The sequence below is a fragment of the Curtobacterium sp. MCBD17_035 genome (genome assembly GCF_003234815.2).
Classification (GTDB): domain Bacteria; phylum Actinomycetota; class Actinomycetes; order Actinomycetales; family Microbacteriaceae; genus Curtobacterium.
The window spans coordinates 2158050-2171097 of sequence record NZ_CP126279.1; the positions used below are offsets into that span (position 1 = coordinate 2158050).

Annotated in this window: 10 protein-coding genes; 4 read left to right on the forward strand and 6 right to left on the reverse strand. The window is 75.1% G+C overall.

What is annotated here, in order from left to right; genetic code table 11:
- Nucleotides 1-6: 6 nt before the first annotated feature.
- Together cofG and DEI93_RS10200 are read left to right on the forward strand one after the other, a co-directional pair.
- Nucleotides 7-2466, forward strand: a complete 2460-nt coding sequence (gene cofG, locus DEI93_RS10195) for a 7,8-didemethyl-8-hydroxy-5-deazariboflavin synthase CofG (RefSeq protein WP_111119323.1) — start codon at nt 7-9, stop codon at nt 2464-2466.
- Nucleotides 2463-3971 carry a flavin-containing monooxygenase gene (locus DEI93_RS10200; RefSeq protein ID WP_220037851.1) on the forward strand — a complete coding sequence of 503 codons (1509 nt, stop codon included), beginning with the start codon at nt 2463-2465 and terminating at the stop codon, nt 3969-3971. Before cofG ends, DEI93_RS10200 begins: the two co-directional genes overlap by 4 nt.
- 14 nt (nt 3972-3985) lie before the next feature.
- Here the strand turns inward: DEI93_RS10200 and DEI93_RS10205 are convergent, their stop codons facing one another.
- From DEI93_RS10205 to cofD, 5 genes are all read right to left on the reverse strand, one after another.
- Entirely contained in the window at nt 3986-5524 is a 1539-nt protein-coding gene (locus tag DEI93_RS10205; protein WP_111119294.1) for a reverse transcriptase family protein, read from the reverse strand.
- A gap of 43 nt (nt 5525-5567) precedes the next feature.
- Nucleotides 5568-6149 carry a 2-phospho-L-lactate guanylyltransferase gene (cofC, locus tag DEI93_RS10210; protein WP_111119293.1) on the reverse strand — a complete coding sequence of 194 codons (582 nt, stop codon included), beginning with the start codon at nt 6147-6149 and terminating at the stop codon, nt 5568-5570.
- Nucleotides 6146-6982, reverse strand: coding sequence for a coenzyme F420-0:L-glutamate ligase (gene cofE, locus DEI93_RS10215; protein ID WP_258372181.1), 837 nt, complete (start codon nt 6980-6982; stop codon nt 6146-6148). Before cofE ends, cofC begins: the two co-directional genes overlap by 4 nt.
- Nucleotides 6979-7950, reverse strand: a complete 972-nt coding sequence (locus DEI93_RS10220; RefSeq protein WP_111119321.1) for a TIGR03557 family F420-dependent LLM class oxidoreductase — start codon at nt 7948-7950, stop codon at nt 6979-6981. Before DEI93_RS10220 ends, cofE begins: the two co-directional genes overlap by 4 nt.
- A 155-nt stretch (nt 7951-8105) precedes the next feature.
- Nucleotides 8106-9122 (reverse strand): 2-phospho-L-lactate transferase, encoded by a 1017-nt coding sequence (gene cofD, locus DEI93_RS10225; RefSeq protein ID WP_111009571.1) that lies wholly within the window; start codon nt 9120-9122, stop codon nt 8106-8108.
- Nucleotides 9123-9461: 339 nt separating this feature from the next.
- Between cofD and DEI93_RS10230 the strand changes: the two genes are divergently transcribed.
- Together DEI93_RS10230 and DEI93_RS10235 are read left to right on the forward strand one after the other, a co-directional pair.
- Nucleotides 9462-10322, forward strand: coding sequence for a DUF2382 domain-containing protein (locus DEI93_RS10230; protein WP_111119291.1), 861 nt, complete (start codon nt 9462-9464; stop codon nt 10320-10322).
- 141 nt (nt 10323-10463) lie between these two features.
- Nucleotides 10464-11852: a hypothetical protein gene (locus DEI93_RS10235; protein WP_111119290.1), complete on the forward strand. Its 1389-nt coding sequence runs from the start codon at nt 10464-10466 to the stop codon at nt 11850-11852.
- A gap of 16 nt (nt 11853-11868) precedes the next feature.
- Here DEI93_RS10235 and DEI93_RS10240 read toward each other — a convergent pair whose 3' ends face one another.
- A complete protein-coding gene (locus DEI93_RS10240) occupies nt 11869-13017 on the reverse strand; it encodes an NAD(P)/FAD-dependent oxidoreductase (protein WP_111119289.1) in 1149 nt (382 codons plus the stop codon).
- Nucleotides 13018-13048: the final 31 nt, after the last annotated feature.

A 13048-nucleotide genomic window follows, 5' to 3' on the forward strand; every position in this document is an offset into this window, starting at 1 on the left:
CCCGCCATGACCGTGCCCACATCCGTGCCCGTCCCCACCGCCGTCCCGATCCCGGACCGGCACGCCCCCGGTTCCCCGGCGCTCGACCGGGCCCTCGATCGCGCCGAGTCGGACGAGCCCATCGACGTGGACGACGCCACCGCCCTGCTCGGAGCCCGCGGTCGCGACCTCGACCGCCTGCTCGCCGTGGCCTCCCGGATCCGGGACGCCGGACTCGAGCGTGCCGGACGCGCCGGCGTCATCACCTACTCGAAGAAGGTGTTCCTGCCGATCACGCAGCTGTGCCGCGATCGCTGCCACTACTGCGTCTTCGTCGACACCCCCGGGGGCCTCGCCACGCGCGGCATCCCGACGTACATGGAGCCGGAGGCGATCCTCGCGATCGCCCGTGCGGGTGCGGCGATGGGCTGCAAGGAGGCCCTGTTCACGCTCGGCGACCGCCCGGAGGACCGCTGGCGTGCGGCGCGCACGTGGCTCGCGGACCACGGGTACGACTCGACGCTCGACTACGTGCACGCCATGGCGCGGCTCGTCCGCGAGGAGACCGGGCTGGTCCCGCACCTCAACCCGGGCGTGATGTCCTGGGCCGAGATGCAGCGCCTCCGCCCGGTCGCGGGCTCCATGGGGATGATGCTCGAGACGACCGCGACGCGGCTGTGGTCCGAACCCGGCGGCGTGCACCACGGGTCCCCCGACAAGGACCCTGCGCTGCGGCTCCGGGTCATCGAGGACGCCGGACGCTCCCGCATCCCGTTCACCACGGGCGTCCTGCTCGGGATCGGCGAGGACCACCACGACCGCGCCGAGGCCCTGTTCGCCATCCGCGGGCTGCACGAGCGGTACGGGCACGTGCAGGAGACCATCGTCCAGAACTTCCGCGCGAAGCCCCGGACGGCGATGCAGAACGAACCGGACCTCGGCCTCGTCGAGTACGTCGCCGCCGTGGCCGTCGCGCGCGTCGTGATGGGGCCGGACACCACCGTGCAGGCGCCGCCGAACCTCACCGACGCGGCCGAGCTCGACCTGCTCGTCCGCGCGGGCGTCGACGACTGGGGCGGCGTCAGTCCGCTCACCGCCGACCACGTCAACCCGGAGCGGCCGTGGCCGGAACTCGACACGCTCGCGGACCTCACCGCCCGGTCCGGGTACACGCTCCGCGAACGGCTCACCGCCCACCCGCGGTACCTGGCCGACGCCGACCGCTGGCTCGACGACGCCGTCCGACCCGCTCTGGAGGCCCTGCAGGACCCCGTCACCCGGCTCGCGGACGAGCAGGCACCCGTCCGCGGTCGGTCCGCCACCCGCGACGACGGCGCGCCGGTGCGACTCGGGCGCGACGCGGCGGCACCGCCCGTCGGCGATCCCCGGGTCGACGCCGCACTCGCCGCGGCGACCGTCGCCGTCGGGACCGACCCGTCCGCGATCACGGACGAGGACGCCGCCGTGCTGCTCACCGTCCGTGGCGCGCAGCTCGACGCGCTCGCCGAGCTCGCCGACCGCGTGCGGGCCGCGGCGGGACTCGACGCCGTGACCCACGTCGTGAACCGCAACATCGACACCGCGCGGCTCGTCGGGGACGACCACGAGGCCGGGAAGGGGGACGGTCTGACCGTCGAGGACGTCGCCGCCCTGGCCGCGGAGGCGGCGGCGCTCGGCGCCACGGAGGTGTGCCTGCAGGGACGACCCGATCCGAGCCTCCCGGCCGCCGTGTACACCGACGTCGTCCGCGCGGTCCGTCGCGCGGCCCCCGCCCTGTCGGTGCACGCCTTCCGGCCACCCGAGCTCGTCGACGGCGCGGCCCGTGCGGGGGTCGACCTGCCCGGGTTCCTCCGGATGCTCCGGGACGCCGGCGTGACGAGCGTGCCCGGCACGGCCGCCCGTGTCCTCGACGACGACGTGCGCGCCGTGCTCAGCGAGGGGCAGGACCCACCGGCGACGACCTGGTCCGAGACGATCAGCGCCGCGCACGCGGCCGGTCTGCCCTCGACCGCGACCCTGGTCTACGGGCACGTCGAGACGCCAGAACAGGTCGTCGCGCACCTCCGGACGATCGCGCGCGTGCAGGACCGCACCGGCGGGTTCACCGAGTTCATCCCGATGCCCTTCGTCCCGGCGGACGCACCCGCCGCGGTCGCGGCGGTCGCCGGGCCCGGTCCGACACCGTCGGAGTCCCGCGCGGTCATCGCAGTCGCACGGCTGCTGCTCGCGGGGCGGATCGACCACGTGCAGGCGGCGTGGACGAAGCTCGGGCTCGCGACGGCGGCCGACGTGCTCCGAGGTGGCGCGGACGACGTCGGCGGCGTCCTGCTCGACGGCGCGCTCCGACCGTCAGCCGGCCCGGAGGCGGGCCTCGTGCTCGAACGGCGGGACCTCGAGGCCCTCGCGGCAGCCGCGGGACGTCCCCTGCGGGAGCGACGGACGGACTACGGGGCCGTGGCGCGCGAGGGCGAGGGCTCCCCCGCGTGACCGGGCCGGTCGCACCGTCGCCCTCGCACACCCTGCCCGCCGTGGTCGACACGGTCGTGGTCGGGGCCGGCATCGGCGGGATCGCGGTGGCGTCGGGCCTGTTGCGGGCGGGACACCGGGACCTCGTCGTCCTCGAGCGCGCGGACGACGTCGGCGGGACGTGGCGTGACAACGTCTACCCCGGCGTGGCATGCGACATCCCCGCCCGTCTCTACGCGTTCTCGTTCCGCCCGAACCCCGACTGGAGCCGCCGGTTCGCGCCCGGCGCGGAGATCCAGGCATACCTGCAGGGCGTGGCCCGCGCCGAGGGCGTGACGCCCCACGTGCGCTTCGGCACCGAACTGCTCGACGCGCGGTGGCACGAGGGACCCGAGGACGCGGCCGGCTGGGTCCTCACCACGAGCCGCGGGGTGGTCCGGTGCCGCTCGCTGGTCCTCGCGGCCGGCCGGCTGTCGGAACCCCGGCTGCCGGCCGTGCCGGGGCTCGATCGGTTCCCCGGCACCGTCGTCCACAGCAGCGCGTGGGACCCGACGACGTCGGTGGCGGGCGCGCGGGTCGCGGTGATCGGTACCGGTGCATCGGCGGTGCAGCTCGTGCCGCACGTGGCGGTCGAGGCGGCACGGACGGTCGTGTTCCAACGCTCGGCGCCCTACGTCGTCCCGCGGAACGACGAGGCGGTGCCGACGACGGAGCGCGAGCACGCCGCGGCCGACCCGGCGTTCCTCGCGCGCGAGCGCGCCACGCTGTTCGACCAGGCCGAGGCTGGGCACGTCGCCCGCCGCGCTCCCGGCGCCGCCCGCGACGCCCTGCGTCGGCTCGCGCTCGACCACCTCGCCGCGCAGGTGCCCGACCCGGCGATGCGACGCGCGCTCACCCCGGACCACGAGATCGGGTGCAAGCGGGTCCTGCTCTCGGACGACTACTACCCGGCGCTGGCGTCCGGTCGCGCCGTGCTCGAGTCGTCGGCGCTCGTCGCGGTGGACGACACGGAGGCCGTCGCCGACTCGGGGCGCCGGCACCCGGTCGACGTGATCGTGCTCGCGACGGGCTTCGCCGCCACCGACCCGCCCGTCGCCCGACGCGTGCGGGGCCGCGACGGCCTGTTGCTCGCCGACCACTGGGGCGGCGGGATGACGGCCTGGGCGACGACCCTGGTGGCCGGGTTCCCCGACCTGTTCGTCGTCGACGGGCCCAACGCGGCGCTCGGCCACAACAGCGCCGTCGACATGATCGAGACGCAGGCACGGTTCGTCGTCGCGGTCCTGCGACGCGCGCGGGCCGACGGTGCGCGCACGGTCGAGGTGGACGCCGACGCCGAGCGCCGATGGACCGCGGACCTCGACGCGATGGCCGCGGGCACGGTCTGGCTGACCGGCGGGTGCCGCAGCTGGTACGTCGACGAGCGGAGCGGCCGGCTCACCCTGCTCTGGCCGGGGACGGCGCGCGCGTTCCGGCGGACCCTCGAGCGGTTGGCCACCCAGCCGCTCCCCCGACGACCGGCCTGAGATGCATCGCGCGCTCACCACGCGATCCGTTCGAACTCTGCTCGCAATGCCGCTCCGCGCGCCGGGTGCACCTGCTCCACCCAGCCGACCCGTCCCTCCAGATGGGCGCGGAAGTCGGCGTGGTCGCCGCGGTCCTGCGACGCCGGTCCGTACCGCACGCAGTTGTGCAGGACCGCTCGGAGGCGGTCGAGCTCGCGTCGGCCGACGCCGGGCACCGCGTTCACGACCACGCCCGTGACCGACTGGCGGACCCCCTGCCGCCGCACGCGCGTCTTCCGGGGGTTCAGCGCGTGCCCCTCGTCGGCGACGATCCGGTCGACGCCGCGCAGGAACGCGTCGGGTCGCGCGGCGATCGCGCCGTCGCCGCTGAACGCCAGGTCGTCCGCGTACCGCGTGTAGACGGCGTCCGCGGCCTGCGCCCACCCGGCGAGCCGGGCGTCGAGTCGGCGGAGCGACAGGTTCGCCAGCGCCGGCGATGACGGCGCCCCCTGCGGCAGGTGTGGCGTGGCGAGGGCCTGGCGGAGCGCCCACCGCTCGTCGAGGTCCCCGCCCGGCGGCATCGCGCGGAGCACCGCGTCCGGCACGACGTGCGTGCACAGTCCGGTGAGCACGTGCGCCACCGGTTCGGCGTACCCGACCCGGCGGAAGATCCCGTACACGCGGGAGGCCGGGACGGCCGCGAAGAAGGACACGAGGTCGGCACTCACGACGACGTCGTGCCCGACGTGGACCTCGGCACCGGACAGCGCGCTGCGACCGCGCACGAAGCCGTGCACCGCGTCGGACAGCGGGAGGGGCGCCAACACCTGGTCGAGCACCACCCGCTGCATCGTCCGGAGCTGGTGGAGCGGCGCCTCGAGCAACCGCGGGTTCCGTCCCGGGCGCTGGACCCACCGGTGCTCGTAGTGGTGGAGCGGACTCCCGGCCGGGACCCGACGGTTCCACCCGCGGGTGTCGGCGAACCAGAGCAGCCGCTCGGTGGTGACACCGAGCAGCGCCGCGAGATCGGGCAACGCGTCGACGACGGGAACGTGCGCCGCGACCGGAGCCGCGACCACGGGTGCGACCGTGCGCACCCGGAGCCGCACGGGCCGGCGGGCCGTGAGGCGTGCGAACGCCGCGGTGAACGAGCGGTCGGACGCGAGGACCCCGGCCAGCCGACGCGGCGCGTCCCGTGGGGCGCGCGGGTACACGGCGAGGACGGCCGCGACCGCGGGCTCGACCAGACCCGGACGGCGTCCGACCGTCGTGGTGCCGGCGGCCGAGAGCTCCGCGGGTCGCCACGCCGACGCGGCCAGGAAGGCGTCCGCGAGCGCGATCGCCGTCTCGACGAGACCGGCCGACCGCTCCGGGGCGACGAGCCGCGAGGTCGGTGGCGGCCCAGCGTGCTGGTGGTCCCCGGACGACTCGTCGTGCCGTTCGGGAGCGTCAGCGCGCGGAGCGCGCCCGAGCTCCTGAGGCGTGTGTTCCTGGTCGATCCGCGTGCCCCGGGGTAGCCCCGGAGAGGATGCAGCAGCGCGTGCTCCATCCGCCTCGCCCGGGGACCACCGCACGGGCTCACCCTAGTGCGCAGCGGATCGTCGTGGTGGTGCGGGATCAGGACCGGGCGAACGCCGCCAGCGTCCGCGGCCCCAGGCCGGACCCGAGGCCGGCCAGGTGCGCGCGGGTGTCGACGTCACGTCGGAGGCCGGTGAGGCCCGGCAGGTCGAGCTCCGTGTAGCCCTGGGCCCGATGGGCGCGGGCGGAGCCGCGTCCGAACTGCGGGCGGTGGTCGTGGCCGTGGAGTGCCGTGAGCAGGACGGTGCCGGTCCCGTCGGCGTCCGGCAGCACCGCGCGCGGGTACGCCGCCGCCGCCGCGAGCGCGGCACGGAGCTGCGCCGCGTCGAGTGCGGGCAGGTCGCCCTGGAGGACTGCGGTCGGGCCGTGTGCGCACGTCGCGACGCCCGCGAGCACCGCGGCGTCGAGGCCGCGGCCCGGGTCCTCGACCACGGTGACGGCGAGGGCGTGGAAGGCCGGCGCGGACGACGGGTGGGTCACGACCACGACCGGCGCGACCGTGGCGGCGACGGCGACCGTGTCGAGCGCGATGGCGAGGGCCTGCTCGGGCGTGGCCGCGAGTCGCGTCTTGGCCCCCGCCGTGCCCTTGACCGGGACGACGATGGTCCAGTCCGGGGTCACGGCACCTCGGTGGGCGGCAGGATCCGGTGGGTGCGGGTCTGCTGGGCCTGCTCGGCCGCGGCCGCGGCCGCGGCCAGACCGGCCTCGTAGCCGTCGCGGTGCGCCTCGGCGGAACCACGCCGGAACCAGTCGCGCTCGGCCGGGTACTGGAGCACCCGCGCGCCGGGCGCGTCGGCGTCGAGCAGGTGCCCGAGTCCGCGGACCACCGCGACCGGGAGACCCGTCGCCTTGCCCTTGGCCAGGTCTGCCGCGGCGGCGATCTCGTCGCCGACCGCCGGAGCGGTCACCCCGAGTGGCCGTCCGCTCGCGTCGAGGGTCCCGGCGAGGTCGACGAGCAGCCGGACGCCACTCGCGCCGATCGCGACGTCGGTCTGCCCGGTGCGCCACGCCCGCCCGAGCGTGTCGGTGACGACCACGCCGAGGCGGAGGCCGAAGCGGGCCTCCAGGGCCGTGCGGATGCGGCGGGCGGAGGCGTCCGGGTCCTCCGGCAGACGGAGGACGGTGCCGTCGGCGGTGTTCGAGGCGTCGACCCCGGCGGCGGCACCGACGATGCCGAGCCGGTTCTCCACGATCCGGGTGACCCGCCCGTCGGGGGTGGGACGTTCGGCGACGACGCGGACGGTCTCCTCGGCGATCACGCGGTCACGATCGGCGGCGGGGGCCGTCCGCCCCTCGGCCTTCGACACGACCTTGCTCGTCACCGCGAGGACGTCGCCGTCGGCGAGCGCCTGCTCGGGGTCCGCGGCGATGGCGTCACCGATGAGCGCGGCGAGGTCGGCACCCGGAACGACCTCGGGCACGCCGTGGATGGCGAAGACGGTGAACCGGGTCACCTGGTCAGCTTCGGCAGGACCGCGTCGGAGAACACATCGATCCATTCTCGCTGGTTCCGCCCGACGTTGTGCAGGTAGATCCGGTCGAAGCCGAGGTCCGCGTACCGCTGCAACGCCCGGAGGTGCACGTCCGGGTCGCTCGAGATGACCATGCGGCCGTCGAAGTCCTCGGGGCGGACGAGCTTGGCCATCTGCTCGAACTCGAACGGCGAGCGGATGTCGGCCTTCGGGAACTTCATGCCACCGTTCGGCCACTCGACCATCGCGTTCCGGAGCGCCTCCTCGTCGGTCGGCGCCCAGGACAGGTGCACCTGGAGGACGCGGGGCATGGTCGACGGGTCCTTGCCGGCCTCGCGCGCGCCCTCGTCGAACTTGGCGAACAGGCCCGCGATCTTCTCGAGCGGTGCCCCCACCGTGATGAGGCCGTCGACCGTCCGCCCGGCGCGCTTGGCGGTCACGGGACCGGCGGTGGCGACGAGGATCTCCGGCGGCACCTCGGGCATGGTCCACAGCCGGGTCGACTCGAGCTTGAAGAAGGTGCCGGAGTGCTTGACGTCCTTGCCCGCGGCCGAGGCCCGGAACAGCTTCTGCATGACGTCGATGGCCTCGAACATGCGGTTGATGCGTTCCGGCGTCTCGGGCCAGTACTGCCCGACGACGTGCTCGTTGAGCGCCTCGCCGGATCCGAGTCCGAGCCAGTGCCGGCCCGGGTACATGGCGGCGAGGGTCGCGGACGCCTGGGCCACCATCGCCGGGTGCCAGCGGAACGTCGGAGCCGTGACGCCGGGCCCCATGTCCCCCCGGGTCCGTTCGCCGATGGCGGTGAGCACGTTCCACACGAACGAACTCTGACCCTGCGCGGGGACCCACGGCTGGAAGTGGTCGGCGGCCATCACCCCCGAGAACCCGTGCTGCTCGGCGTACTCGCTCAGCGCGACGGCCTCGGTCGGGTGGAACTGCTCGAGCATGGCGGCGTAGCCGATGGTCGGTCCGGTCACGGGATGCGTCCTCCTGTCGTGGGGGCCCGTGCGCCTGATGCATCCGCGGTCCGGGCTCCGGCTCGATCGTACGGGCGGTCAGGTCATGACGCTGGCTGCGGATCCGCGACGACCATCCGCTCCGCTCACGCTCCCCGGGCCTCCAGCCCGAGCGCCAGCGCGGCCCGCGCCATGTCGGCCGTGGCGTCGTCGTCGGTCATCCAGAGCGGGACGGCCCGGGTCGGGAGCCCGTCGCGCTGCAGCTCGGCCGCGGCGTCCGCGTCGACCTCGTCGACGAGCCAGGCGTCGAGCAGCCCGCCGTCCCGGCGGGCGCCGTAGTGCCGTGCGATCCCCGCGGCTGTCGCCTCGACGCCGGCCACCGCACAGCAGACGTCGGCCATGCCACGCACCGGTCGACCTCCGATCACCGGGGCGACGCCGACCACCGGACCCCGGGCCGCGGCGAGCGCCTCGCGGACCCCCGGCACGCCGAGCATCGTCCCGATCGACACCACCGGGTTCGACGGCGCGAGGAGCACGACGTCGGCACCACGGATCGCCGCCGCTGCCGCCGCACTGACCGACGCCCGTTCGACGCCCTGCTGCACGAACCCGTGCGTGGGGATCGCGGCGCGATGGCGCACCCACCACTCCTCGAAGTGGATGCGGTCCCGGGTGCCGTCGGGACGGTCGACGTCGACGAGGGTCGGGACCTCGTCGTCGGTCACGGGCAGGAGCGTGACGTCGAGGGCCCACCGCGCTGCCAGCCGCGCCGTGGCGCGGGTGAGGTCGTCACCGTCGCGGAGCATCGCGGTGCGGGCGATGTGCGTACCGAGGTCGAGGTCGCCGAGTGTGAACCAGGGCCACCCCACGCCGTAGGCGGTGAGCTCGGCACTGACGCGTTCGGACTCACCGGCGCGCCCCCATCCGCGCTCGGTGTCGTTCGCGTCGGCGAGGGCGTACATGACGGAGTCGAGGTCGGGGCACACGCGCAGCCCGGTGAGCCAGAGGTCGTCACCCGTGTTCACCACGACGGTGACGTCGAGGTCCTGCTGCCGCGCGAGGTGCCGCACGCCGCGCGCGAACCGTCCCCCGCCGACGCCGCCGGCGAGCACGGTGACGGAACGGCGGGTGGGCACGGGTGTCGAGGTCGAGGAGGCCATGCGTCTGATCCTCCCAGGCACCGGGAACGCCAGGGAACGCGGCTGGATCCGGCACGAACCGGCAACAGGAGGAGCACGTCCCCCACATCCTCCGACATGCGTCGTGGCGCCGGGTCCCAGGCCGCAGAAGCGCGCCGAACGGCTCCGTTTGTCCCCCGTTCGATGGGTGGCACCCGGACATGCGGGACGGCACGGCCGAGGACGCGTTGCATCACCTTCGTCGACGTCAGCCCGTACGGCGCGTCGCGATCACACCGGAGCAGGGCCCGACGTCCACGCGCTCCAGAGCAGACCCGAGAAGCAGACCCGAGAAGCACCACCGACATCAGGGAGAACGCGATGATCGACACCACCACCATGAACGACATCTTCGACGCGACGGTCATCGACCGTGACGGCGACAAGGTCGGCACCGTCAAGCAGGTCTACGTGGACCAGAACGACGGTCACCCGCTGTTCGCCAGCGTCTCGACGGGCCTCTTCGGCACCTCCGAGTCCTTCGTCCCGCTCGAGAACGCGGACTACAGCAGCGGCACGCTCACCGTCGGGTACGACAAGGCCAAGATCAAGGACGCCCCGCGGGTGGACGCCGACGGCCAGCTCGGCATCGACGAGGAGAACACCCTGTTCTCGTACTACGGCATCACCGGCGGCACCGGCACGACGGACACCTACGCGGGCACGGACACCACCACGACCGGCACCGACACCACGGGCACGGTCGGCACCGACACCACGGGCACGGTCGGCACCGGCACCACGGGCTTCGAGGGTGCCGGCCACGACACCTCCGGCCCCGACACCGACGACGCCATGACCCGTTCGGAGCAGCACCTCCAGGTCGGCACGCAGCAGGTCCAGACCGGCCGTGCGCGCCTCCGCAAGCACGTCGTCACCGAGCAGCAGAACGTCACCGTCCCCGTCCAGCACGAGGAGGTCCGACTCGAGCGCGAGCCGATCACCGACGCGAACGTCGGCGCCGCGACCGACGGCCCGGAGCTCAGCGAGGAGGAGCACGAGGTGACCCTCAGCGAGGAGCGCGTCGTCGTCGACAAGGAGACCGTGCCGGTCGAGCGCGTCCGCCTCGGCAAGGACACCGTCACCGAGCAGGAGAACGTGACCGAGGACGTCGCGCACGAGGAGATCGAGCTCGAGGGCGACGCCGGCACCACCGGCACGACGGGCACCACGCGGAGCTGAGTCCGCAGCGCCGTCACCACGACGACGGCCCGCCACCCCTCGGTGGCGGGCCGTCGTCGTTCGTCGTGCACGACGCGTCCGGACCGCCGACCCCGAAGAGGGGCCTGTGCGGCAGCTGGGAGGCGCCGGTACGGTCGCCGCATGGGGGAACTCCGTGACACCGCCGTTCCGTCCGAGCCCGCGGGAGCGGCGGCCCCGCCGTTCCGGTTCCGCCGCCCGCCCGGGTGGCCCGAACCGTCGGCGGAGTGGGTCGCCCTGCACCAACTGTGGGAGCCGCCGGAGGGCTGGGCCCCGGCACCGGGCCTCCCGGCCGCGCCACGCGGATGGCGCTTCTGGACGCGCGATCGCGCGGCGATGCTCGCGTTCCTCGGCCCGTCGTGGTCGGCAGCCAGACGCGCCCGCTGGATCGCAGCGGTCGTGTTCCTGGCCGGCGTCGTCGTCACGGCTGTCGGGGCGGCCTCGCGCGGACCCTTCGCCGTCGCGAGCGGCGCGATCCTCGTCGGCGGCGTGCGCCTGATCGTGGCGCACCGTCGTGAACGACAGCTGGTCGGCGACGCCGTGGAGCGCATCGCGACCGACGCGCGGAGCTGGCGTGCCTGGGCGGTGCCGCAGCGGGCGCGTCGGCGGGCGGACGCCCTGGGCACGCCGTGGCTGACCGATGACCAGGCCGTGACGGCGTGGTCATCGGAGGCGTGGGGCACATCCACCGCCTCGCCGTTCGTCGAACCCGGGCGGACCACCCCCACGCAGCTGCACGAACGGCTGACCCGCCGACGGCGATCGGACACGGTCGGTGCGAGCGCCGTCGTCGCGGTGACGGCCCTCGTCGTGGCGGCCGGACTCGTCGTACCCGCCCTGCCGTCACCGGCACACGGTCCGGTGACGGCCGCGGGCCGCTCTGGAGGCCCGGGCACCGCCGACGGCACGCGCGCCGGCGGTCCCGCACCGCGAGCCGAGGACGACGTCCACGTCACCGACGTCCCCGACGCCGACGTCGGCCGCTACTGCGACCCGTCACCGACGCTGCCGGGCGCCACGGACGACGGCGGGTGCTGGGCCTGGACCCTCTCGACGACCACGACGTGCCGCGCGCGCGTCGAGGTCGGGTTCGCCGACACCGCGACAGGCGTCGCCACCCGCCTCGCGCTGCGGTTCGTCGACGTCCCCGCGGGCGTCCCCGTCGTCCTCGTCGAGTCCGGGAACGAGGCGTACGCCGGGGTCCAGGACGTCATCTGCCACGAGGTCCGCCCGTCGCTGCTGCCGGTGTCGGTCGACGGTCAGGTCCCCGCCACCGCCTACCCCGACGCGTGCAGCACCCTCGGGTGCGTCGGCTTCCGGCTCACCCCGCACGAGACCTGCCCGATGTCGACGATCACCATCGGCGTCGCGTCACGGCAGGGTGGCCAGGACGACCGACGGGTCGTGGAGTCCGAGCCGCTCACCGACGGCACGCCGACCACCGCGTTCGTCGGCGGCGTCGGCGGCGGGGACGCCGCGACGATCCGCGCGATCACCTGCGGCGGGGTCTGACCGGACGACCGGCGGATCAGCGCGCGTCGGTGCCACGGACGCCAGCGCGTCCGGGCGCGGTGTGCTCGAGCTCGGGTGCCGGTTCCCCCAGCACCCACCGGGCCACGGCGTCACCCAGCAGCGGGCCCATCGTCAGTCCGGCCGCGCCGTACCCCGTCGCGACGACGACGCCCGGCGCACCCGGCAGCGCACCGACGACCGGCATGGTGTCGTCGGGCAGGGGCCGCAGCCCGACCCGCGTCTCGATGAGCGTCGCGTCCGCGAGTCCCGGCGCGACCGCCAGCGCGTCCTGCAGGACCTGGAGCTGCCCGGCCGCGGTGACGCGTGGGTCGAACCCGCTGCCGGTCTCGCGGGTCGCGCCGACGGCGACGCGCGAGTCGTCGAACGCCACGAGGTAGTGGTGCGACAACGGGTGGACGGAGGGCCAGGCGGACGTGTCGACGCCCTCGACGCGGAGGTGCGTGATCTGACCGCGCTGCGGTGCGACCGGGACGGCGGCACCCGTGGATGCGAGGAGGTCCCGTGACCACGCGCCCGCGGCGACCACGACGACGTCCGCCGTCGTGTCCGCGCCGTCGACGTCGACCAGCGACCGGCCCTGCACGACGCGCACCGACCGGACGTGGCCGCCCCGCCGCACCGCGCCGAGGCGCTCGGCCGCCAGGAGGAGCGCATCACGGAGCGTGCGGCCGTCCACGCGTCCGCCGCCCTCGATGAAGAGCGCGTCGAGTCCCGTGGCGAGCGGAGGGAAGCGTCGTCGGGCCTCGGCGTTCGTGATGCGCTCCACCGCGCCGACGACCGACCCGGCGACGGCCGCCCGCGACCGGACCCGGGCCTCCGCGGCGTCCAGGAGGGCCGGGTCGGCGTTGACGACGAGCGCACCGCTCCGACGGTGGTCGGTCCGGGTCACGCCGACGCCGGCGAGCTGCGCGAGCAGGTCCGGGTAGAACGCGGCGCCCGCCGCGTAGAGGTCGAGGAACGGCCCGTCGACCGCGGACGACCAGGGCTGCAGGATCCCCGCACTCGCCGCGGTCGCCTGCCCGGTCGCGCCGTCGTCGACGACCGTCACGGCCACCCCACGGCGCGCCAGGGCGAACGCGGTGGCGGCGCCGGCGATCCCGGCTCCGATCACGAGGGCGGTGGCGGTGGTGTCGGAGCGGGGCACGGAGCGGCTTCCTGTCGGCGGGCGGGGGCGC